Annotated in this window: 20 protein-coding genes and 1 tRNA gene; 9 read left to right on the forward strand and 12 right to left on the reverse strand. The window is 51.1% G+C overall.

Annotated features, from left to right (window positions below; all coding sequences use genetic code 11):
- Nucleotides 1–90 precede the first annotated feature (90 nt).
- The 8 genes from KGI06_05140 to KGI06_05175 form a co-directional block, all read right to left on the reverse strand.
- Nucleotides 91–1,134 carry a DNA-directed RNA polymerase subunit A'' gene (locus tag KGI06_05140; protein ID MDE1871592.1) on the reverse strand — a complete coding sequence of 348 codons (1,044 nt, stop codon included), beginning with the start codon at nt 1,132–1,134 and terminating at the stop codon, nt 91–93.
- 4 nt (nt 1,135–1,138) lie between these two features.
- Complete coding sequence (locus tag KGI06_05145; GenBank protein MDE1871593.1) at nt 1,139–3,676, reverse strand: DNA-directed RNA polymerase subunit A'; 2,538 nt, start codon at nt 3,674–3,676, stop codon at nt 1,139–1,141.
- Nucleotides 3,677–3,685: 9 nt separating this feature from the next.
- Nucleotides 3,686–5,515, reverse strand: a complete 1,830-nt coding sequence (locus tag KGI06_05150; protein ID MDE1871594.1) for a DNA-directed RNA polymerase subunit B — start codon at nt 5,513–5,515, stop codon at nt 3,686–3,688.
- Nucleotides 5,516–5,528: 13 nt separating this feature from the next.
- On the reverse strand, nt 5,529–6,992 hold the full coding sequence (locus KGI06_05155) for a DNA-directed RNA polymerase subunit B'' (protein MDE1871595.1): 1,464 nt from the start codon (nt 6,990–6,992) through the stop codon (nt 5,529–5,531).
- Nucleotides 6,993–7,006: 14 nt separating this feature from the next.
- A complete protein-coding gene (locus tag KGI06_05160) occupies nt 7,007–7,231 on the reverse strand; it encodes a DNA-directed RNA polymerase subunit H (protein ID MDE1871596.1) in 225 nt (74 codons plus the stop codon).
- Between the two features lie 149 nt (nt 7,232–7,380).
- Nucleotides 7,381–7,791, reverse strand: coding sequence for a hypothetical protein (locus KGI06_05165; GenBank protein MDE1871597.1), 411 nt, complete (start codon nt 7,789–7,791; stop codon nt 7,381–7,383).
- A 145-nt stretch (nt 7,792–7,936) separates the two neighbouring features.
- Complete coding sequence (locus KGI06_05170) at nt 7,937–9,031, reverse strand: glycosyltransferase family 2 protein (protein MDE1871598.1); 1,095 nt, start codon at nt 9,029–9,031, stop codon at nt 7,937–7,939.
- 32 nt (nt 9,032–9,063) lie between these two features.
- Nucleotides 9,064–9,447 (reverse strand): hypothetical protein, encoded by a 384-nt coding sequence (locus tag KGI06_05175; GenBank protein ID MDE1871599.1) that lies wholly within the window; start codon nt 9,445–9,447, stop codon nt 9,064–9,066.
- 208 nt (nt 9,448–9,655) lie between these two features.
- Between KGI06_05175 and KGI06_05180 the strand changes: the two genes are divergently transcribed.
- Together KGI06_05180 and KGI06_05185 are read left to right on the forward strand one after the other, a co-directional pair.
- Nucleotides 9,656–10,483: a hypothetical protein gene (locus KGI06_05180; protein MDE1871600.1), complete on the forward strand. Its 828-nt coding sequence runs from the start codon at nt 9,656–9,658 to the stop codon at nt 10,481–10,483.
- 67 nt (nt 10,484–10,550) lie between these two features.
- Nucleotides 10,551–11,489, forward strand: coding sequence for a hypothetical protein (locus KGI06_05185; GenBank protein MDE1871601.1), 939 nt, complete (start codon nt 10,551–10,553; stop codon nt 11,487–11,489).
- A gap of 6 nt (nt 11,490–11,495) precedes the next feature.
- On the opposite strand, the gene KGI06_05190 is transcribed toward KGI06_05185, so the two are convergent.
- Entirely contained in the window at nt 11,496–13,058 is a 1,563-nt protein-coding gene (locus tag KGI06_05190) for a DEAD/DEAH box helicase (protein ID MDE1871602.1), read from the reverse strand.
- A gap of 118 nt (nt 13,059–13,176) precedes the next feature.
- Between KGI06_05190 and KGI06_05195 the strand changes: the two genes are divergently transcribed.
- Together KGI06_05195 and KGI06_05200 are read left to right on the forward strand one after the other, a co-directional pair.
- Nucleotides 13,177–13,707, forward strand: a complete 531-nt coding sequence (locus tag KGI06_05195) for a hypothetical protein (protein MDE1871603.1) — start codon at nt 13,177–13,179, stop codon at nt 13,705–13,707.
- Nucleotides 13,708–13,760: 53 nt separating this feature from the next.
- Nucleotides 13,761–13,861: transfer RNA gene (locus KGI06_05200), tRNA-Phe, on the forward strand.
- A 33-nt stretch (nt 13,862–13,894) separates the two neighbouring features.
- Here KGI06_05200 and KGI06_05205 read toward each other — a convergent pair.
- Nucleotides 13,895–14,053 carry a type II toxin-antitoxin system HicA family toxin gene (locus KGI06_05205; GenBank protein MDE1871604.1) on the reverse strand — a complete coding sequence of 53 codons (159 nt, stop codon included), beginning with the start codon at nt 14,051–14,053 and terminating at the stop codon, nt 13,895–13,897.
- Between the two features lie 56 nt (nt 14,054–14,109).
- The gene (locus KGI06_05210) at nt 14,110–14,322 is read right to left on the reverse strand and encodes a type II toxin-antitoxin system HicB family antitoxin (GenBank protein MDE1871605.1); all 213 of its coding nucleotides are present in this window, start codon (nt 14,320–14,322) and stop codon (nt 14,110–14,112) included.
- Nucleotides 14,323–14,487: 165 nt separating this feature from the next.
- On the opposite strand from KGI06_05210, the gene KGI06_05215 reads away from it, so the two are divergent.
- The 5 genes from KGI06_05215 (at nt 14,488) to KGI06_05235 (ending at nt 20,772) form a co-directional block, all read left to right on the forward strand.
- Nucleotides 14,488–14,706 carry a hypothetical protein gene (locus tag KGI06_05215; protein ID MDE1871606.1) on the forward strand — a complete coding sequence of 73 codons (219 nt, stop codon included), beginning with the start codon at nt 14,488–14,490 and terminating at the stop codon, nt 14,704–14,706.
- Nucleotides 14,707–14,813: 107 nt separating this feature from the next.
- Nucleotides 14,814–16,880 carry a hypothetical protein gene (locus tag KGI06_05220; protein MDE1871607.1) on the forward strand — a complete coding sequence of 689 codons (2,067 nt, stop codon included), beginning with the start codon at nt 14,814–14,816 and terminating at the stop codon, nt 16,878–16,880.
- A gap of 283 nt (nt 16,881–17,163) precedes the next feature.
- Nucleotides 17,164–17,862: a PIG-L family deacetylase gene (locus KGI06_05225; GenBank protein ID MDE1871608.1), complete on the forward strand. Its 699-nt coding sequence runs from the start codon at nt 17,164–17,166 to the stop codon at nt 17,860–17,862.
- Between the two features lie 72 nt (nt 17,863–17,934).
- On the forward strand, nt 17,935–19,410 hold the full coding sequence (locus tag KGI06_05230) for a glycosyltransferase family 2 protein (protein MDE1871609.1): 1,476 nt from the start codon (nt 17,935–17,937) through the stop codon (nt 19,408–19,410).
- 123 nt (nt 19,411–19,533) lie between these two features.
- Nucleotides 19,534–20,772 (forward strand): hypothetical protein, encoded by a 1,239-nt coding sequence (locus tag KGI06_05235; GenBank protein MDE1871610.1) that lies wholly within the window; start codon nt 19,534–19,536, stop codon nt 20,770–20,772.
- 78 nt (nt 20,773–20,850) lie between these two features.
- Here the strand turns inward: KGI06_05235 and KGI06_05240 are convergent, their stop codons facing one another.
- On the reverse strand, nt 20,851–22,095 hold the full coding sequence (locus KGI06_05240) for a Fic family protein (protein MDE1871611.1): 1,245 nt from the start codon (nt 22,093–22,095) through the stop codon (nt 20,851–20,853).
- Nucleotides 22,096–22,260: the final 165 nt, after the last annotated feature.

The raw sequence follows: 22,260 nt of genomic DNA on the forward strand, positions 1-22,260 counted from the left end.
CTGCAATAAACAATAAAGCAGTTGCTTGCGCCTCTGCTTTCTATTTTTGTCTTTTATTTTTAATTCGGTTGCATAGCAGAGGCGAAGCTTTCACTTCAGCTTCTTGATGTCTGCCTTCTTCACGATCAGCTTTATCCTGCCTGTGCCAAGGCCTATCTGCTTGCCTATGAGTATGTTCTCCGCAACTCCCTTCAATTGGTCGCGCTCCCCGAATACACCCGCATTGACGAAGTGCTTTACGGTTTCCTCGTATGCTGCCCTTGCAAGGACAGAGTCCTTGTCCCCCGCTATCCCGTGCCTTCCGGCGCTCCTTATGGCTCCGGTGTACGTCATCGCATCAGCTAGAAGCCCTATGTGCCTGAAGCTTACTGTTATGCCCTCGTCCTTTATCGTCTCTATGAGCTCGTTGGCAAGCATGTTCCTCGCTGCCTCTATGCCGTATACCCTTGCGACCTCGAACTGGTCGTTCGAGTATATTTTCCACTTGTCAACGCCGTCTATCTTCATGACCTCCTCCATGTTGCTGCCTGCCGTCGTTATGTAGAATGTCCCGTCGTCGTGCTGCTGTATCAGCGCCTTGTTGACCCCAGGTATGCCTATGATGGCAGAGCTTAGGACGTGGACGAACGTGGTCCTTGTGCTCCTCACGCTCTCCTTCTTCTTCACCTTTATCTTTATTTCATCCCCTTCCAATTCCGCGTCTATGTCCCCCCTCTTGGATAGCCTCGCAGCTATCGACCTGCCTGTCATCTCGTAGAAGGAAAGCTTTTCAGGATCCAGGTGCAATACAAGGGTGCCGGTCCTGAAGTTCTCGTCGAAGCCCTTTATCGTATTGGATACCTTGACCTCCTCCAGCTTCCTCCATATCTCCCTTGCCTTCTCGTAGTTCTTGCTTATGCCCTTCTCAAGGCTCACTATCATGGATGGGAACTTAGGCCTCTTCCTTGCGTCAACAAGCTCTATTATTCGCGGAAGGCCCCTTGTCGCTATTACGGATGTTATTCCTGCGGAGTGGAAGGTCCTGAGCATCATCTGCGTGCTGGGCTCCCCTATAGACTGCGCAGCTACGGTGCCAGCTGCCTCCCCTGGGACAACCTTGAAGTCCTCTGCCTTTACCTTTGAATCCTTTGCCATAATATCATCTCAGCCTCTCCTTTGTCGGGTCTATTCCGTCCCCTCCGTATATCGTCTGTATGAGGGATCCGCTGGCGTCCTTGACGCTCAGGTTCTCATCAACGTAGAAGTCCTGCATCGCATTCACCAATCTTCTCTGCAGGTACCCGCTCTGCGCTATGACAAGGGATTTCGACATTGCCGAGTCCCTGGAGCCCATCGCGTGCATGAAGAACTCCGTCGGCTTGAGCCCTGTGGAGAAGGAAGATGTTACGAAGCCCTTTGCAGATGGCTCCCTGTCGTTCCTCCTGAAGTACGGAAGCACCCTCCCGGCATAGCCCCTTGAGGGCCTCTTGCCGCGCACCGCCTGCTGCCCGAGGAGCATGCTCGTCTGCACGAACTGGAGTATGTTGCCCCTTGCCTTGACCATAGCCATGAGCATCGTGCTGTTGTCCGGGCCTATGTTCTTGTTGAGCACCTTGGCAGCCATTGTCCTGGCGCCCTCCAGCTCTGCCATTATCTCCATCTCGAGCGTTTCCTTCCTCGTATATCCGGGAAGCGAGTCAAGCTTCTTCTCCTTGTACTTCTGCACCAGCTCGCTGGCCTTGCCCTCGACGTCGTTGATTATGCTTGTCAGGTCCTTGTTTACCTGCTCCGAATTGTAATAGTTCCTTATGCTTACCGTAGTGCCCATCGATGCGGTTACCCTTACCGACATCTTAGCCATCCTGAGCAGGAATTCGGTTGTGAAATCAGGGCCGTACCTCTCGAATATCCTGAGTATAAGCGATCCGTCGCTCTCCCCTACGAAGCCCTCGCTTATCATGCCCTCGGTTATCTCGCCCTTCTTTATGACAAGGGTGTTGCCCTTTGACTTGCCCTCGAACTCCATGTCCTCCGGCAGCAGCATGGAGAATATCGCCTTGCCGCTGTACATTCCCTTCCTGTCCGGCTTGGGCAGCTCGTATATGCCAACCGTGGCAAGCAGCAGGCATGCCTCGTCCTTCGAGAACACAGATCCGTCCCTTGTGAGGAAGTACATGCCTATGAGCTCGTCCTCCTCTATCGACATTATCGGCTTGCCGTCTCGCGGCGAAAGTATTAGGTCCTTCGGCTGCATCAGGTAACGCGCCTCGGCCTGGGCCTCCAGCGACTGCGGAAGGTGGAAGTTCATCTCGTCTCCGTCGAAGTCCGCGTTGTATGGCGCGCATGCCGATACGTGTATTCGCATCGTCCTGCCCGGAAGCACCTTGACTATGTGCGCCATTACCGAGAGCCTGTGCAGCGTCGGCTGCCTGTTCATCAGGCCTATGTCGCCGTCTATGAGCTGCCTCTCTATTATGTATCCCGGCATCAGCGATGCGAGCACGTCCTCCCTGTTGGTTTCCGTAACCCTTTTCCTTATCCCCTCCTTTGTTATTACGTTAAGAACGGTTGGGTATTCCTTGCTCTGCACGTACTTCTTTACGTGCTCCATGTTCCACTGCGTGGCATATATCGGGATTGTGAGGTTCTCCGCTATCCTCAACGGTATTCCAACCTGGTTTATCGTCAGGCTCGCGTCAGGGGACACTACGGTCCTTGCTGAGAAGTTGACTCTCTTGCCGCTGAGGTTGTACCTCAGCCTGCCCTCCTTGCCCTTGAGCCTCTGCGCAAGAGTCTTGAGCGGCCTTGTCGACCTGTGCCTAGCTACCGGAATGCCCGGCGTTTCGTTGTTGAAGTATGTGGTTACCTGGTATTGCAGGAGCTCCCACAGGTCGTCTATTATTATCTGCGGCGCGCCGGCGTCTATGTCCTGCTCCAGACGCTGGTTTATTCTCATTATGTCTACCAGCTTGTGCGTGAGGTCGTCCTCGCTCCTCTCGCCGCTCTCAAGTGTTATGGACGGCCTTACGTTTACCGGCGGTACAAGCAGCACGGTTATGACGAACCATTCAGGCCTTGTCGCTACCGGGTCTATTCCCAGGAGCTTGAGGTCCTCGTCGCTTATCTTGGAGAGCCAGTCCCTCATCTCGTCAGGCTTCAGCTTGTTGGAGTCAACGTAAAAGAACGTCGGCCTCTCCAGCTTGAGCTTTCTCTGCACAGAGCCGCAGTATGGGCACTTCTTTACAGACTTGAGCTTCTTGAGCAGTTGTATCCTGTTGTCCTCCTCCTCTATGTTTGTTAGCACAGCAGCGTTTGCACCTTCCTCTTCCACTACTATACTCTTTATCGTGGATTTTATGTCGTCAGTCTGCTCCCCTGTCAGGAGCACCCTGTGGCAGTTGTAGCATGTTGACTGCAAAAGCGAGTATATCGTCTTCGCGAATTCGGGGTGCACCACAGGCCTCACCAGCTCTATGTGCCCGAAGTGCCCGGGGCATGTCTTCACCCTGCCGCCGCATGTCTTGCACCTCAGCCCAGGGTCTATGACTCCTAGCCTCTGGTCCACCAGGCCGCCGTCTATCGGATAGCCCTCGTCGTTGTACGTGTCGGGAACTATGAGCCTAGCAACGCTCATCTTCTTTATCGTCTGCGGGCTCAATGTGGTGAACCTTATATGATCTATAACCTCAGCTTGCATACAAAACACCTATTCGCTCTTCAGCCTTATCCTCGGCAGTATGTGCAGCGACTTTATCTCGTCGAACAGCAGCTTGAAGGCGTAGCTTATCTCAACCATCTCAAGGTTGTTGCCGCCGTCGTTCGGGCAGACCGGCACGTTCTTTATGTAGTCGTAATAGCCGACGTCGCCGCACTGCCTGCATATCCATATCTCCGCCTTGTCGGACTGGTCAAGCATCCTCTCCTTGAGGAGAAGGCTTGCGCCGTGCGCAACCAGTGCGTCCCTTTCCATTTCGCCGAACTTGAGGCCTCCCCTCCTGGGCTTGCCCTCTGTCGGCTGGTGGGTGAGTATCTGCACAGGGCCCCTGCTCCTGACCTGCAGCTTGAGGCTGACCATGTGCATCAGCCTGTTGTAATATACTACGCCGGTGAAAACCTTGGCGTTGAATCTCTTTCCTGTCCTGCCGTCGTAAAGGACCTCGTCCCCGAACCTGTCGAAGCCGTATCCCTCAAGTATCTTGCCGTATTCCTCTACAAGGCTCTTGCCCTCCGTCGCGAAGGCCGTCCCGTCAAGGCGCTCGCCCTTCAGCGAGCCGACCTTGCCGCCAAGCATCTCCAGCATGTGCCCGAATGTCATTCTGGAGGGCAGGCTGAGCGGGTTGAGCAGCAGGTCAGGCACTATCCCCGAGCTGGTGAACGGCATGTCGTTCTGGTCCACTATGAGCGCAACTACCCCCTTCTGCCCGTGCCTGCTGGCGAACTTGTCCCCGACCTCGGGCGTCTTGTTGCTCCTTATCCTGACCTTGGCTATCCTCGTTGCGCTTGTCGTCTCGCACATGAGAACGCTGTCCACTACTCCCTGCTCCCCTGCCTTAAGCGTTACCGAATTGTCCCTTCTCTTCTCCTCTCCTACGCCGAAGCTCGTCTGCTCCTCCAGGAACCTTGGCGGCGACACCTTGCCTATCAGAGCGTCGCCCTCGTTCACCTCTGTTTCCGTTTCTATTATGCCGTCCTCGCTGAGCTTGGCGTACGAGTGCTCGCCCAGATACCCCTCAGTAGTCGCAGGAGGCACCTTGAAATAATCCTGCTGGCTTCCCGGATATCTCCTCTCCTCGTCAGAATATGTCTTGTAGGCTACGCTCCTTCCCAGTCCTCTGTCGACTGCCGCCCTGTTGAGTATTACCGCATCCTTCATGTTGTAGCCGTAATACGTTGAAAGTGCGACTACAAGGTTGTGCCCCGTCGGGTGCCTGTTCATCCTCAAGGTCCTGTATGCCAAGCTGTTGACTATCGGCTCCTGCGGATAGTAGAGCAGGAAGGCCCTCGGATCGTATCTCTTGTTGAAGTTTATGGCGTAAAGCCCCTGGCTCTGCTTGGCGAAGTTGGACGATATAGGGTGCCTTCCTATTGAGTTGTATTCCGGGAAAACTATCAGGTTCATGGTGAGGCCTAGCATTGAGGCCTTGTCTATCTCCAGGTGGGTTGTCCTCGAGTCTATGAGGTTCGGCGTTAGCGCTGCTCTAGAGTTTTCCTCCTCCTCAGCATCCAGGTACTCTATGATGCCCCTCCTTACCAGGTAGTTGAAGTCTATCTCCCTGTTCTTCAGCCTCTCGCTCAGCTCCCCTGTCAGCTTGCTCGCTCCTTTCTCCACCACTATGTATGGCTTCCTGGCCCTTCCCCTGTCAGCATTTATGTGCACCTCGTTGAGCTTCTTGACGTATGCTACGTTCACCTCCCCTGATATGACGCCAAGCCTCCTGTTCTTCCTTATCTCCTCCGCAAGCTTCCTGCCCGACTTGACGTTGCCTATCAGCCTGCCGTCCAGGAACACATAGCATTTTTGCTGTTTTTCCGACATAATCAACACACCATCATATGAGCTTCTGCTCCTTCAGCTTCTCCTCCAGCGCCTTCGTATCTGCACCCACAGTTATCTTCGACATCAGCGCAAGGTATTTAGTGAGCCCTACGTCGGTTCCCTCAGGGGTCTCGCTCGGGCAGAGCTTGCCTATGTACGTGCCGTGGACGTCCCTTGCCTTGAAGTGCGGGTGCTTCTTGGATAGCGGCGACTTGACCCTCCTGAGGTGCGCGAGCGTGCTTGTTAGGTTCATCCTGTCCAGCACCTGGGATATGCCGGTCTGCCCGGCGGGCCATGAGCCAGTTCCCATTGAGTATAGCATCTTTTCCGTAAGCGTGTCAGGGTTTATGTTGGTCCTGACGCTGAGCTTCCTTCCCCTTGCCGTAGTGCGCTCTATGTGGTACTTTATGTCCTTTATGAAGAACTTGAACGCGTTGTTGAACAGCTCCTCCATGAGGTCTCCGGCAAGCTTTATCCTCTTGTTCGCATAATGGTCCTTGTCGTCGGCCTTGGCAAGCCTGTAGGCTACGAGCGACGCCCTCTCGGCCATCTTCAGCATGTAAAGCCCCTTCTCCTTCCTCACCTCTGGAGTTGATCCTAGGTGCGGAAGTATGTAAGTATCAAGCTGTATCTCGGCCCTTTTCTTCTGGTACTCCTTTGTCTGGTTCGGCGCTGCCATCCTGCCCAGTTCCATTATCGCCTCCGTTGACGTGAAGTCCTTGGCGACGCTGAGGTCCATGTTGAGCAGCAGGTCGTTCTCTATCTCCTTGCTTCCGGGGAAGCTCTCGGTAACGTCCTTTGGCCTTATACCTAGCGCCGAAAGCACCAGTATTAGGTCCATTCCCTTTGAAACCGTGGGGAACAGCACCTTGTATATGCCGTATTCGTCCCTTGTGACGCTGCACCGCGCCCTGAAGTTGACAGTAGTGGAGAACACCTTGCTCACCACGTCGCCGTCGCCCTCCTTGGTGGTCATTATCCTGTTGGGCGCAAGGTCCTCAACCCCTACGAGAACCCTTTCCGTGCCCTTTATTATGAAATACCCTCCAGGATCGTCAGGATCCTCGCCCTCGCCCACGAGCTGCTCGCTGGACATGTTGTGCGTATAGCAAAGGTCGCTGTTTACCATCACAGGCATCTCCCCCACGAAGGCCTCGCCTGATGCGTCCTCCTTCTCTATCCCGCTTATGACCGGCATGTACGTTATGTACATAGGCGCAGCATACGTGAGGTTCCTTGCAAGCGCCTCGTTGGGCATGACCTTCCTGGTTGAGCTGTCTGATTCTATTATTATAGGCTGCTCTATCCTTATGCCTATGAACTTTATCGCGAAGTCAGAGACCTCAGGCTCCACTATGTTGTTGTGGTCTATTACCTTCTGCATCCCTATCCTTATGAATCGGTTGTAGCTTTCTATCTGCTGGTGCACCATCGACGTAGTGCTCAGATAAGACTCTAGCAGTTCATGATCTTCCATAGTAAACACTCAAGTTAACCCTTTACCACGAGCCTGTAGTAGATGTAGCTTCCCGTAGGATCGTTCCTGTGCACGGCTATGAGGTTTCCCGGCCTTGCCCCCAGCTTCTTCGCCTGCGGATCGCTCTCCAGTATCTTCGGGAACTTCTCCAATGGGGTTCCGTACCTCTTTATAGCCTTTTTCGCCTCGCTTGCGCTGAGCAATTCATGTTCGGTAATAAGTTCGGGCGTTTTAACCAACAGGCTCACCAGAGATACAAAGGAGTGTAACGACTAGCTAAATCGGTTACACTAATATTTAAAGAAAAAGTAATATATACCTGATGCTGCGGTTCGTTTATGAAAATACACGCTGGGACCCCAAAAAGGGAAAAGAAAAAGTATCGCAGCTATATCATTTCGAACGCGTTCGCGACCCATCCCAGTATGAATCCAACCACTACGAGCCAGAATGTGCTGGTCCAGAGCGGCGACACCGTAAGCGCAAGCAGCGAAAACGCGGCTACGGTCTGCACGTTAGTTGTTATGGACTTGGTCTTCCAGAGCATCCTTTGGTCCCCCTTGAACAGCACGCCCGTGATGCTGCTGAAGAACAAAGCTATGGAGCTCAGGACAGCTGCACCGAAGAGTATCGGCAGCCACAGAGATCCTGCACCGTTGGTAACCCATGGGCTCCACCATCCTGCGCTTCCGCCCGTGCCCCCGAAAAGCACGTAAAGGAAAAACAGGCTGGCTATTAACCTCAACCCGTTGGACCATGAGCCTTTTGATCCTGTTGCATCCTTGTCGGTTTTTGGCATGTTCTCACATTTATAAATGGCACCAAAAAGCTTTTTAACGTATCTAAAATTATGAGAAAGTAATGTAAAACGCACGGCTTCCAAATAAGTGGAAAAACCGGCGTTAAGCCAGGATTGCGGCTTAATGAACCGCAAAAAAATTCCGCTAATCAGCCATTTTCGTTATGTCGTAGGTTATCCCGCGCCACTCTATGGTCTTCATGCCGCTTGCTGTCAAGAGGTTGTAGAGGTAGAGGAAATTGACCATGAAATACGCAGGAACCATATACGGGTCCCTGCCTGAGCGCAGGTAGAGCGCAATTGCGCCGACGGCAAAAGGCACCAGCAGGATGCCGAACAGGGCATTTACAAGCGCTGCCAGTATTATTGCAGATACGAGCAATATCGCGAAAACGGAGTAGAAGGCTATGCCGTAGTACAATATCCTCCTGCTCCCTGCTATCGAGAATGCGGTCTGCCTGTTGGACCACTCTATGAACTGCGGAAATGTGTCGTCAGTCCTTACTATCGGGTTGGCTTCCGGAACGTACGCGATACCCAGGCCCTTCCTCCTGGCTATCCTAGTTATGGCTATGTCGTCAGATATAGATGATGCGAAGTAATCGAAGTCCTTCCTGCCGGAGAGCAGGCCTTTCCTGAATGCAAGGCTGCCTCCCCAGCCGAACCTTGTCATCTTCCTCTCCATAAGGCTCTGCCCGACGAAGCCCCATCCCTTCTTTACTTTTGACCAGAAGCCGCCCACCGGCTGGAAGAGCTGGAATGCTGTTGATATGCCTATGCGTTTATCAGCCAATGGAACCACCAGCATCTCAAGCCATTTGCTGCCGACCAGCGCATCGGAATCGAGTATGACGTAGGCGTCAAAGTCCTTGAACCTGACTAGCGCCGATGCGAGCGAACGCACCTTTGCGCTGCACTTGCCATTCTTGAAATCCGCAACGATGAAATCCGTAGATGTCTTCCTTATGGCCCTGAGCGCGCCGTCATCAGCTGATCCCACTACTGCTATCGCCTTGTAGTTCCTGTAGCTCTGGCCCTTTACAGCATTCAGGTTCTCCTCAAGCCCTATGTCAACGCCCTTGCACGGGATTATCACGAGAACCCTGGGCCTGTATCCCTTCACCTGTTTGTATACCTCCCTTTTCCTGGGCATCAGCGTGTTTGCCGCAAGGAACACAGACATCAGCGCCAGTAGCACAGCATATGCCTGAAAAACCGCATTGGAATATAAGCCATACATGAACCACGACCTCTTTTTCTGATACTGAAGAATCACAATATGATTGATTCCAGCCTCCTGTTTATCCCAATCACTACTTTCTTCGATACCGTCCTGGTCTTGTCGTTGCCCTTCATCTCCTCCAGCTTCACGAAGTACCATCCCGTCCCGTTCATGCGCCACGCTATGAACGTGTCCATCTTCGTGTTGCGCCTCCAATCGACAAGCCCGTCGAACCTGCCGTTCTCTATGGAAAGGCTGTCGCGGTCCCATGCCTTGCACTCGAACGCTATGCCCCTGCCGTCCCTTATCGCTATTATGTCAGGGCTAAGCGTGTTTATCCCGCTGCCTGCGCTCCTCATTACCGAATACCCCCTGCTGTGCAGGTCGTTGAGCAGTTCGCGTTCGCTTCTTGCGCCTTTTGAATACCTGGTCAAGTAATCAGTATAATATGCACCGGAAAGGATTAATATATCTTCTCGGGCGCGTGCCGAAGCAAAAGCCAGAGCGGCGCATGCGCGTTTCCGCGAAGCCGCATATTTCATTTCAACACCACCTTATTTAAACTCTTTTATTTCTCGCAGCTACAAAAAAAACAATGGGAAGCGTTTAAATATTTTCCCCATGAAATTAGCTGTTGGGGGAATGTACAAGGCGCAAAGATTCATGAGGGTGGGGCACCGCAACAAGGACTCGTTGCAATCGGATAATTATTCGCTTACGAAAAACGAATCGGAGCAGGGCGGCAGGGAAACAAGGAACGATTACGGCAACATGGGCATATCGCTGCGCGAGAGGATGGAGAGCAGGCAGCGGCTCATGGAGTACAAACTGCAATGCGACAGGCCCATGCCCTCCTTCCTCTGCGAGACTAGCAACAGGCCCTCATCCTTCATCTACAAGGACGACGAGGAGAAGCAGAGGCTTGCCGAGATGATACGCAGCGAAACGGTGCTCAAGAGGCGCACCCGCGTGCGCTCCAACTACGAGCTCATGTTCAAGAAGGAGATACTGAAGGGAGGGCTTTACGCGATATACGAGCCGTTCACAATACCTGTGCTGAGCAGCCAGTATTATACCCCTGATTTCGTTTTCCCGCGCTACCAGATAAACGGCAAGGCGGTTGTCATGGAGCCGCACGGGGGCATGCTGATGTCCGGGGAATACATGAAAAAGCTGAAGGACATGAAGGACAACTATCCTGTGCACATAATACTGGTTTCTACACCCTCATTCGCAAGGACAGGCATAAGCCTGGGCACGATAAACGGCAGCGTAGACGAGTTCTGGTGCATAGACCACAATTCAACGGGGAGGAGGTTCCTGAAGGGCAAGCTTGCAGGGATGATGAACAGGGTGAGGATAACATACGGCGACGCGCAGAACGACATAATAAGCTACACGATAGCAAAGCTCAGGATAAGGCCTGTGGGAGGAATGCCCGCAAGCCTTGTAGAGGCAGGCATGGCGTGAGTCCAATGCTGCTGTCCAAACAAAGTCTTTTTAAATAAAGTACACAAATATTCATAGTTGGTTCGGGATGCTAGACAATTTCATAAGCAACATAAAGAACGGATTCAACATCGCAAACACCACCAGGAGAATAGTGTTCAGGGACAAGCAGCTGTTCGCCTATCCGATAGCCTCGACAGTGATCAGCATAGTTGTTGCAGTGCTGATATTCGCCGCAGCCTTCGGGATATACGTCTTCGGGCACATGCAAACGCTTGACAGCCACGTAGTAGGGTTCATGTTCTTCGTAGTGGCTGTGATAGCGTATTTCATAATATTCTTCATAGGCACCTACTTCACAATGGCAATGCTCATAGCCTTCAGGGAATTCTCCAAGGGCAAAAGGATAACGATGGGGCAGGCACTCGGAATGACATCGCAATACAAGAAGCTGATACTGGAATGGTCCGCATTCTACATAATAATAGCGACGATAATACACGTTGTGGAAGGGCTCATAAGGGGCGCCCTCTCAAGATACGGGTTCACAGGCAACATAATAAGCAGCTTCATAACCGGCGGGGCGAACCTCGCGTTCGCAGGAGCGGTTGCATTCTCGCTGCCAGTCATACTTGACAACAGGACCGGGCCGATAGAAACGATAAAGTCCAGCACAGGATTCATACTCAAGAACTTCGGCGACACCTTTGGCGGCCTTGTCTTCGCCGAGATATTCCAGATAGCGCTGACGCTGCTCGGCCTTGTGGTCATATTCCTTGCGTTTCTAGCACTGCCGTCTATACTGCTGGCAATAGCGCTGTTCTCCATAGGTATGGTACTGATAGTCGCAGGGCTGCTGATGCGCTACGTGCTGTTCAACTGCTTCAAGCTGATAGTGTATGATTACAAGACCAAGAAGGTACTGCCCAAGGGATTCGACGCGAAGCTGATAGAGAGCAGCATAAAGAAGAAGAAAAAATCCCCCGGTGGACGCATAAACTTCAACCCCTTCCTGAAGATGAGCTAGCACCAATCACTTGGCGAGAAGGCGCTGGCCTCCTGATGGAGCACGGTAGTCGAATCCGCGGTCCATCCTGTCCTTTATCTTAAGTACGTTGTCCCTCATCCTCCTCTCCTTGACCCTTGATATGAAGAGATACGTCTCGTCCTTCGTACCCTTCGTAACCAGTATGAATATGCGCCCGAACTTCACCCTTCCGGCCCTTCCCTTGCGCTGTATGCTCCTTATCTCGTTCGGTATGGGCTCGTAGAAAACCACTGCATCGACATTGGGTATGTCAAGGCCCTCCTCACCTATGGACGTTGCCACGAGCACCTTGAACTTCCCGCTGCGGAAATCCCTTATTATGCGCTGCTGCTCCTCCTGTGTGACTCCTCCGCCCTTGCCTATGAACTCAGTTGCCTCTATGCCGTTCTCCTTCAAAAGCGCTGTGAGCCTCCTTGTAGTGGACCTGAACTGCGCGAACACTATCGCGCTGCTTCCGCCGAGGTCACCCTTCAGGAGCCTGACGACCATGGACATCTTCGGGTGCTCCTCCCCCCTCTCAATCGCCTCTACTGCGAGCTTCTTGGCAGCAATCACAGACTTGTTGGAGAGTATGCTCTTTACGGTCCTGCTCTTCTTCTCGCGGCCCTCAAGGCTTTCCATGTAGCTTACGAAAGGGTAAAGCCCCTCGGTGCTCACCAGATCGTACGCATGCGCAAGGTCGAGCACGTAGACGTAGTTGAATATGCCCATGAACCTGTAGTTGCGAGCCTCTATCTTCCTTATTGCGTCGCCTATCTGCAGCAATCGTCCCTTCGGCATGTTCTGGAAGTCCCTGAAGGGGCTAAGCCCGTGCGAGTACAGGTTGGAAAGGTGGGTATCTATTACCGGCTTGAGCAGCGCAAGTATGCCTTCAACGACCCTGCCCTTGTCCGTCGTGATCACAGTGGTGTCCTTGCGCATCACGTACGGCTCGACATCCGGATCTGAGCTTATCCTTATCTCTATGTTCTCTATGCCTAGCTCGGATATGAGCGCGTTTATCTTCTTCCTGTCGCTCCCAGGTGAAGCGGTTAGACCTATGAGCTGCAGCCCGCGCAGCTTGGATTCCTCTGCTATGTAGGTATATGCGTATCTTCCAACTGCCCTGTGGCATTCATCGAATATGACCGCGCCGAAATCCTCAAGGGATATGCGGCCCCGCTTCAAGTCGTTGGAAACAGTCTGCGGAGTTGCCACTATGACCTTGGCGCTGGCCTCGAGCTCCTGCCTCTTCGACCTGCTTATGCCTCCAGTCAAAAGGAGTATGCCCTCCTTGTCTATGTTGAGCATATCGGAGAGCGATTTGTAGTGCTGCTCACCCAATGGCTTTGTAGGAGCAAGTATTAGCGCCCTCTTCCCGTTGTGCAGCGACTGCGCTATCGCGAATATCGCTATGAGCGTCTTCCCGAGGCCGGTGGGCAGCACCACAAGGGTGTTCCTGCCAGAATATATGCTCTTTATGATGTTTATCTGGTACGACCTCGGCTCTATGAGCGCTGTGTTCACAAGCCTATCATAAGGTGCAAGCTCGCCCCACGACAAGTCCATAATACATATTTCCCCTGCATATTTAAATCATGCAAGGCTCCGGGGACCAGCGCAGAAATCAATACAAATAAATATTACGGGAAGGAGAGAGATTACCATAAATAAAACGGTAAATCGCATGGAAGTGAGCATTTCAGCCGTCAAGAGGGCGGTGCGCGACAGGGCCAGGCAGCTCATGGAAGAGCACAGGAAAAGCGCATGCGAGAGGCTGGAAAAAAGGGCAGACAGGGAGCAATGGGAGGGGCGCAGCCTAGGTGCAGGCATACTGTACGAGAAGGCGTCCGCAAAGTTCCGGAAGCTCGGCGACAAAGAAAAGTCTCTAGGCATGCTTCTCCGCGCCGCTGACAATTACGAGGAATACGCCTCCGTGCAGGAGAGGAACGCATCCGGGGTTCCATATTTTTCCGTGGAAGCTACGTGCTACCTTTCCGAGGCGATGTGCGGGTTCGCGCATGCTGCGTATCTGGTGTATACCGCCGGGGAGCCGATGCTGCTGAGAAGGGCAAGGACGCTACTGACCAGGGCGAAACTGAACCAGTACGAGCTTGAGAAGGACAGCACATGCTACACGATGCTGCCCGGCACGTTCTTCCGCAGCGACGATGCCCTGAACCAGATACACTTCCTGAGCAGCAAGCTGAAGGGATAAGCGCGCAACGCTGTTATACCCTTTTATAACTATTTGCAGAATAGATAAATTGCGCCGCAGTAACTCAACCCGGGAGAGTGTCCGCCTGAAGAGGCTTTTAAAGTCTTACAAAGCAGAAAGCGGACTGTTGCTGGTTCAAATCCGGCCTGCGGCAATCCTTACGTTACAAGCCGAAGAATTCCGCCGCTTAAAGAAGCTCAACAAAATCATCTACTTCTAATCCTACTTCCCTTATTATGGCTCTTAACGTTCCTTTAGAAATTTCTTTATGATGTGGTACAGTAACTCGCCTATGTGGAGGATTCTTATGCCTCAATATTATGTGGCTACCTGTCTGATGGTCTATCCGATAACCAACTTTAGAAAGAGCCTTTACTACTTCTAACCACGAACAAAGGCAGTCTAGGCACTTACCTCAACCACATCTTCATATATGGAAGGAGGTATCGGTTCATTGTGTTTCTTTAAGCTATAAAGGTAACCTTTTATCGCATCCTTCACGTTCTTCAGAGCATCTTTTCTTGTTTTGCCTTCAGAAACGCATCCTGGTAATGAAGGTACTGTAGCTACATAAGCATTATCTTCGTCCTTTTCTATAAATATCCTAAATTTCATATTATAATTATTGCTAAATAAGTTTAAATAACTAAGTCGTTTCGGAATTGCTGCAAATCCAATGCCGTAGCTATGGCAATTCCCTGATTATCCAGCATGAAATCCCAACCTAACAAAAAGGACCCCTTTTATAAAATTTTAATTTCATATAATACGGGTGATTGGATGGCTAACGAGGAAGATATACAGAAAAAGGCAACGGAAGCCACAAGGAGGGAGCAGGCAATGAAAGTGGAAGAGGAATACAAAAGGCAGCAGGCAGTGCTGAGGGAATCGCAAAGGCGCTACATGGCCGAGCAGAGAATGGGGGCGAAGGCGGCGCATGATAGGATTGCTGGAGACCCAAAGAGGATGAAAGGGAAGGGCGAGAAAAGAGGGGATTGATGCTACATGGAAAGCTCCGACAAACCGAAATCTAAACCGAAATTTGTGGTATACTGCTAAATATTTTGTGCGGATTTTTATATTAGGAATTGAGAAGGGGTTAAGTTATGAGCATATACGGTAAAATATCGGTAATCGCAATAATATTCGTGATCGGGTGCATGGTAAGCATCCCCTACATGGGTGCAATAAACATACTTGGCATAGCGAACGCTGGAACGCTATACGCTTCTCCAAACCCTCCGTCCAGCTCCAATGCCATAATCGACGTCGGGCAAACATCGGTGATAAGCACGATGATGGGAGGGGGCATTGCGCCCTATAACGCGTCATGGTCGTGGAGCGGGAGCAACGCAACGACCACCAAAAACAAGACGAATCCATACAGCTCAGGCAGCGGCGCACTCTCGCTTGCATTCAATCCTACATCAAGCGGAAGCGCTATAATAACGGTCAACGGGACACCATATGCCATCAACATCGGAAGCGGGAACATCTACGGCAACTGGTATTTCACAGCCAACGCCTCGGACTCAACAGGATTGAACAGCTACGTCACTTCTCCAGGGGCGGTTGAGGTGAACCCCGCGCTTGCGCTGATCAGCCTCAAGGACTCCGCGCAGCTCGTGACATCTGGCAAGGCGGAAACGCTGACAACCACGATACAGGGCGGAACGCCGCCATACACGTACATTTATGACGTCTACAATTCTACGGGCGAAAAGGTATACTCTACAACATACATAACGTCCGGTACGCAGAACCAATTCACGTTCAACGTTTCACGCGCATGGGGAACAGGGAACTTCAGGGCAAACGTTTCCGTTTCCGACAGCGCATCTACAAAGTCCAAAGTTAACTCCTCAACCAATTTCGGCGTTGGCAATGACGACAACCTGACAATGGCAATAAAGGGACCCGGAGGCGCGCAGGCAAACAGCATAATCTACGGAACTGCGTCCTCCACTGTAACCGCTTCCATGTCCGGCGGCAGCGGGCCGTTCACGTTCTCATGGTCTGTGAACGGAAAGGGCATAACCGGAACAACAACAGGGAACAGCTCATACGTTGCAATACCAATTGAATCTGCAGGAAACTACACATACACCGTAACCGCAACCGATGCCGCAAACAACTATACTGCAACAGGATCAAAAACGCTAACGGTAACAAAGAACAACACGCTGTCAGCAAAGGTGAGCAATCCGGGCGTGGTCAGCTACTATGCCCCTGCAACAGTAACGTTTACAGGCGTAAGGACAATAAACAACCAATCCTCGTGGGCGCTGTATGTCGATGGTACGCTGTACGCGAGGACTGATTCGCTCATAAGCTGGTACGAGCAGGCAGAGCCAGGGCTTTATACCTTCATATTCAACAACCTCGGCAACCAGAACTACACCCCGTTCAACATAACCGCGACCCTGAACGTGCAGCAGGCCCAATCTACCTCATCGACGCAGTCCTCATCCTCGCTGCATTCCTCATCGACCAGCACAACCGCGAAAACATCATCGACAACCATAAAGAGCACCGCGACAAGCACCTACAACACGACAGCAACAACCACGATAAAGCCCAATGCGCTTCCTGGGACGATGCTATTGAACGCCACATATGCCATCAACAGCACTCCCACATCCATATACATACCAGGCGCAGGCACCACGATACTTTTGTCCTCAGCAAGCCCGGAATCGGTGCTCCTCAGGGTTTCCAACGTTACAAGCCTCTATACAGCTCCGCAAAACTACGCCACGATAGTGATACTCGACGTCAACGCGTCAGGTAGCAATTCATCAGGGATAAGCGCGTATTACACAATGGACTATCCGTGCTTCACGCCATCTAGCAACCTTGCTGTGTACATACTCAACGGCACGTCGTGGTACCTTGCAGGAAATCTCACGCCGAACAAGATACTCTGCCGCGTGAAGTTCAGCGCGCCTGCGGATCCGATAATAGGGCTCTTCAGGTACGACTCGCAAGGCAGCCAGTCATCCAACCCGCCTCCTACGATACAGCCCGCGCAGATGGTGCCGCAGGGGAACAGCACGGCGGCAGCGGGCAGCAGATCGCCGCTCTCAGGCAACCCGATGAAGGAGTTCATAGCGGTTGCGATAGTGCTGGTGATAATAGTGGTAACCTACTACATGGTTAGGGAATCAAAGTAGGTGCCACTGGATTCCGCTAAAAGCGGATTTTATCCCAGTGCCGGCATGCACTGCCTTATTTTGACGTCGTAAACCGAAACGAAAACCGTACCTTTACGATTTGTATTTATAGCTTGTCATTGAATTACTAGTGAATAGGTGTTATAGTACGAACGGAGAATGAACATGGGTTCCGATAAGCGTTGGAAGTAATTGTGCAAGACCATACCCTTTTTAACCACCCAAAAGTTGCACGGTTTTCCTACGCCTTGGAAGATTCATGTATTTGGTAGGGTGGAAAAATATGAAGAAAAACAAAAACGCAGTTGGAGCTATGGCCAGCGATCGGGAATCGCTAAAGCAGCTCGTCAGGAAGGACAACGTGCTGTTCGTTGGGGCGCACCCCGACGACATAGAGCTCGGGTGCCTGGGGACGATAATGAACTACCTCAGGAAGGGCAAGGATATCACGTGCGTAATCGCATCGGACGGAGAGGACGGCAACAACAACGCCAAGAAGTACAACAGGCTCACGGAGAGCCGCAGGTCGCTCACAGGAGCAGGGCTGAAGGAGAATGACATAATATTCCTGCACCTGCCCGACAGGAGGCTGGAAATACACAAGCTGGTGATGATAGAGAGGCTTGAGGACATCTTCAAGAAAAAAGGGATAAACAAGGTGTTCCTCCACACGAACAAGGAAACGCACCAGGACCACAAGACGGTCTACGAGGCAGCGACAAGCGCGGCAAGGAACGTGCCTGCAGTTTTCATATACGAGTCGAACTCATCCACTATATCGGACTTTTCGCCGAAGTACTTCATCAACATAGGGCCGTTCGTGGACAGGAAGGTGAAGCTGCTGCAGCACCACCAGTCGCAGCAGGACAAGAAGTACATGATGGTGGACAGCGTCGCAGCGCTAGCAAGGCACAGGGGAACGCAGTCGAAGGTGCATGCCTATGCCGAGGGCTACGAGATATTCAGGGTAGCAGAGGATTGATTCCATGGGAAAAACAAGCATAAATTGGATTGGCCCTGAAAAAGGGGAAAAATGGGAAAACCAGGTGATGGTATGACTCCGATTACGATTCTGGCGTATTTCATGCTGATATTCGGGTACATAATACTGTTCTTCGGAATAGCGCTTATGGTGCTCTCGGTATTCAACATATTCAAGGAGGAGGGATACAAGAAATACAAGAAGTACGAGCCGAAGTTCTCGCTCATAGCGCCAGCGCACAACGAGGAGCCTGTAATAGAGCGCACGATAAAGAGGTTCCTGCAGATAGAGTATCCGATGCACAAGAAGGAGCTCATAATAATCAACGACGCATCTACGGACGACACCGAGGGCATAGCCATGAAGTATGCCGGCAGGGTGATAGACATGCAGAAGGGCACTACAAAAAGCATAGCCCACAACTACCAGAACATAACCCTTGTCAACAGGCGCTCCGGAGGCAAGGGGAAGTCGTTCGCGCTGAACGACGGGAAGAAGTTCGCATCGGGCGACATACTGTTCTTCTTCGACGCCGACGTGCAGATAACGAAGAACGTGCTCAGGAAGGCCGCAAAGCACTTCTCCGACAGGAAAGTCGGGTCAATTACGGGATACGTGGACGTTGCAGCAGCCCCAGGGCTATGGAACAAGTTCATATCCTTCGAGTACATAGTAGGCCAGAAGATACTGAGGAGGGGGTTCAACGTCATGGGCGTGCACTACATAATACCTGGTGGGTGCGCAATATTCAGGAAGGAGCTGGTCGACGAGATAGGCGATTACCACCACGACACGCTTGCGGAGGACACGGACTTCACGTGGAGGGTCGTGACGGAAACGGATGCCAGGATAAACTTCGACCCTTCGATAACTGTAATAGCTGACGAGCCTACCACGCTTGAGGGGCTGTGGGACCAGAGGGTGAGGTGGGCGCGCGGCAACCTTGAGGTTACATGGAAGAACAGGAACAAGGTGGGCAGGAAGGAGTACGGAAGGCCGGCGAACCTGGGATACCCGTTCTGGATATCCTCCATGGTGCTGCCGTTCGCGTTCATATTCAGCGCGCTAGGATTCCTCATAATCACGCTGTTCGGGGGGATAGCCCTCAACGTCGCGTATTTGCTGGGGTTCGTGCTGGCGGTGACGTTCTACGTGTCATGGTTCGCGGCAACGATGATGAACAAGGGTAAATACTGGCTGGAAGGTTTGCTGACTCCCGGCATACCGGTATTGATCAGCATAACCGCGTTCCTTTTCTGGCCCACTGGAATAGTCGGGCTGATAAACACCCTTTCAGGCACCAACGCGGGCATCATAATAGGGACATTGCTGTCGCTATGGATAATAGTCTCCATACCAGGCACATATCTAGCGCTGAAGCTGGCAAGGAACGGCAGGACGAAGGCAGCTGACATACTCCAGCTGCTGATATTCGGGTACTGGATGTTCACCATAGTAACTACAGTGGAAGCATACATACGCGAGTTCAAGGGATCGGAGAGGGTATGGATCAGGGCGCAGAGGGAATCATACCAGCAGTCTGCATGATGCGGGGAATGGGAAATGCAGGGAGTGCATGCACCGCACTTCCGCAATTCCCCTAAAAACCTAAGCATAACTATAAACTTAAATAGGGAAATTGCATAACTACTCTACTGGGATGGGGGTGCTATGCGGAATGGAATATACTGGAAGATATCCGTCATCGCGCTGATGGCGTCTTTTTATGCGATAGCTGCAAGCCAGCTGAGCTATGCGATAGGCGCAGGCAACCTGCTTACCCTTGCTGCAAGCAATTCAGTGATCTATTCAGGGGCAACGGAAACATTCACATTGACCGCATCATGCCAGTCATGCACAGGCCCGCTAGATGCAGAGCTGTACAACGTGACAGGGGCAAGCCAGCAGGACGGCAACGTGCTATTGATGGGATCCGCACCCACGTTCACCAATACGATATCCATTGTTGCAGGAGCAACGGGAAACTTCATGTTCAATGCAATGGCGTACGACGCAGCAAGCTCGACGCTGCTGAGCTCAGGCTATACGACCATAACCGTGCTTTCGCCGACAACCACATCCGTCACGACCACTGAATCAACCTCCACATCCTCAACCGCATCAACCTCTTCAGCATCGACCTCCACATCCTCAACCTCATCATCATCGACCGCATCGACGTCAGTCACGTCCATAAGCACCACTGCGCCAACCACATCAACATCGGTAAGCACTACGGAATCCACATCCGTATCATCAACAGCATCGACATCAGTCACAACCATACCAACTACATCCGAATCCACGACAACCGCTTCAACGACCGCATCCACGACAGCACCCACAACAACGGAATCGACATCTGTTCCTACGACATCGACATCATTGACTACCTCTATATTATCCACGGCTACCACATCCTCAACATCAACAGCATCCACAACAACAGAGCCCTCAACAAGCCTTACTACAAGCGTAAGCTCCACAACTTCAGTGCCCACTACATCCACTACCATACCCAGCAACGGGTTCGCGACAAGGACCCCCGGATTCTGGAAGAACGACCACAATGGCGACACTACTTGCATATTCAACAGCGTACTGGGAGGCACCCTTACAATAAACGGTTTGATGAATCCCCCTGTAGTTTACACAAGCGCAACAGACCTGATCGCAGCGATAAGCCCGCACAACCAGTTCCTCTTCCAGCTCATATCCGCGAAGCTGAACTGCGCAGCGTTCGGGTGCAATGCAAGCACGCAGGGTTTGATAGCTCTTGCGGACAGCATATACGGGACCAACTCCCCGCTTATAGGCAGCGTGCACGACCAGCTTTCCGCATACGACAGCTCAGGGGAAAGCATAACCCCACAGTCGAACACATTGCCTACGTGCTGGGGAGGTAGCTGATTGGCTCATATGAGCATGCTTCCTATCCATGAAGCTCCGGCTCCATGCAAGATGCCGCTTGCCTTTCCCCTTGGCATACTATTTTTGTCCCATCGCACTCAAACATTTCTCTTTGTCTAATTCAAAAAGGAATTTCCTGCCCATTGTCATTTTATGCATATAACCGAGACCAACCAGGTCTAACAAATCTGTTCTTGCTGTCTCATATGTTATATGGTAACGTTCTTGCATTTCCTCTATGGTCATGTGTTTTCCAGATTTACTCAAGATAATTATTATATCTGCTTGACGGAAATTTAATTCCTGATCATATCTTATTGTTTCCATAATTTTTTGATTTTCAGCCTTAGTCTTGTCTATGTATTTCCTGAATAGATTAAGGGCAATGCGGAGAGCTCGTAGATTAAACTTTATGAAATAGGTAACGTCATTACGATCGTATTCGGAATAAAGGTATGCGGTGGCATATTGAACAGGTGCATCTTTTATTGCTCTGGATATTGCTATATATTCAAGATAATCATAATTCTGGGATATTACATACCAGTAGAATAATGCCCTTGCGGTACGTCCGTTTCCATCTTCAAAGGCATGTATATAACCAACCATATAATGGATTACAATCGCCTTGACCAAAGGATGTAAGTAATATTCGTGAGAATCACTGTTTGCAAATTTACAAACTTCATTTAAAAGAGGCTCTACTTCATGGTAATCGGGAGGGGTATGTAATAAAGTACCATCTTCTACAGACTCTACACGGACATCATTATTTGTCCTGAAAGTCCCTTCTAACCATTTGTTCCCGGACTTAAACGTATCCTTAGTTACTATCCTGTGAATCTCTTTTATTGTTTCTAACGCTAGCGGTTTTTTCGATTCAGTATGCTCTTTAATGTACTTCATGGTGAAATAATTATTGTAAATCATTTGCTCTGATTTATTACGCGGTTTCCTATTTTCTCGCAACATCTTCTTGGCTACTACCCTTGTAGTAACGGCACCTTCTAACTGGCTTGATGCAATGGCCTCTTCCATCAAGGAATTTACCAAATATTTCTTTCTCATATCTGGGGATGCCACCTCCTCCTCTAAAACTATATTGCCGCCTATCTTCATGTCTAAATCATGCAATGCTTTCTCAATTTGCGGCGTTTGGACGTAGCGAAGCTCCAATCCGCCAATTTTAATTGGTCTTGTGTTATATTTCCTTGCAAGATTGGTATAACTCCACAAAAGTCTTAGGTCTTTTCTTGTTAGGGGTTCGTGGAATCTTATCAGTATGTCGTTCCAATACAGATACTTTGAATTGACTTCATCCAAGTATGGCTTTAATTTGTTTAATATTTAGGCAAGAATTCCACGACTTTTAAGTCGTTGGATGAATTGCACAATTTATCTATTCCTTATTATTGAATTCTTATCAATGGTGGCGTTAGCCACCAGAGACAAGATCCCATGAATAGTGTAAACAGTACAAATAATATA

This window comes from Candidatus Micrarchaeota archaeon (genome assembly GCA_028866575.1).
Taxonomy (GTDB): domain Archaea; phylum Micrarchaeota; class Micrarchaeia; order Micrarchaeales; family Micrarchaeaceae; genus UBA12276.

Excerpts from the sequence above, each read along its gene's own strand:
- KGI06_05140 (MDE1871592.1), bottom strand. The coding sequence starts at position 1,134 with ATGGCAAAGGATTCAAAGGTAAAGGCAGAGGACTTCAAGGTTGTCCCA.
- KGI06_05145 (MDE1871593.1), bottom strand. The coding sequence starts at position 3,676 with ATGCAAGCTGAGGTTATAGATCATATAAGGTTCACCACATTGAGCCCG.
- KGI06_05150 (MDE1871594.1), bottom strand. The coding sequence starts at position 5,515 with ATGTCGGAAAAACAGCAAAAATGCTATGTGTTCCTGGACGGCAGGCTG.
- KGI06_05155 (MDE1871595.1), bottom strand. The coding sequence starts at position 6,992 with ATGGAAGATCATGAACTGCTAGAGTCTTATCTGAGCACTACGTCGATG.
- KGI06_05165 (MDE1871597.1), bottom strand. The coding sequence starts at position 7,791 with ATGCCAAAAACCGACAAGGATGCAACAGGATCAAAAGGCTCATGGTCC.
- KGI06_05170 (MDE1871598.1), bottom strand. The coding sequence starts at position 9,031 with ATGTATGGCTTATATTCCAATGCGGTTTTTCAGGCATATGCTGTGCTA.
- KGI06_05180 (MDE1871600.1), top strand. The coding sequence starts at position 9,656 with ATGTACAAGGCGCAAAGATTCATGAGGGTGGGGCACCGCAACAAGGAC.
- KGI06_05185 (MDE1871601.1), top strand. The coding sequence starts at position 10,551 with ATGCTAGACAATTTCATAAGCAACATAAAGAACGGATTCAACATCGCA.
- KGI06_05190 (MDE1871602.1), bottom strand. The coding sequence starts at position 13,058 with ATGGACTTGTCGTGGGGCGAGCTTGCACCTTATGATAGGCTTGTGAAC.
- KGI06_05195 (MDE1871603.1), top strand. The coding sequence starts at position 13,177 with ATGGAAGTGAGCATTTCAGCCGTCAAGAGGGCGGTGCGCGACAGGGCC.
- KGI06_05210 (MDE1871605.1), bottom strand. The coding sequence starts at position 14,322 with ATGAAATTTAGGATATTTATAGAAAAGGACGAAGATAATGCTTATGTA.
- KGI06_05215 (MDE1871606.1), top strand. The coding sequence starts at position 14,488 with ATGGCTAACGAGGAAGATATACAGAAAAAGGCAACGGAAGCCACAAGG.
- KGI06_05220 (MDE1871607.1), top strand. The coding sequence starts at position 14,814 with ATGAGCATATACGGTAAAATATCGGTAATCGCAATAATATTCGTGATC.
- KGI06_05225 (MDE1871608.1), top strand. The coding sequence starts at position 17,164 with ATGAAGAAAAACAAAAACGCAGTTGGAGCTATGGCCAGCGATCGGGAA.
- KGI06_05230 (MDE1871609.1), top strand. The coding sequence starts at position 17,935 with ATGACTCCGATTACGATTCTGGCGTATTTCATGCTGATATTCGGGTAC.
- KGI06_05235 (MDE1871610.1), top strand. The coding sequence starts at position 19,534 with ATGCGGAATGGAATATACTGGAAGATATCCGTCATCGCGCTGATGGCG.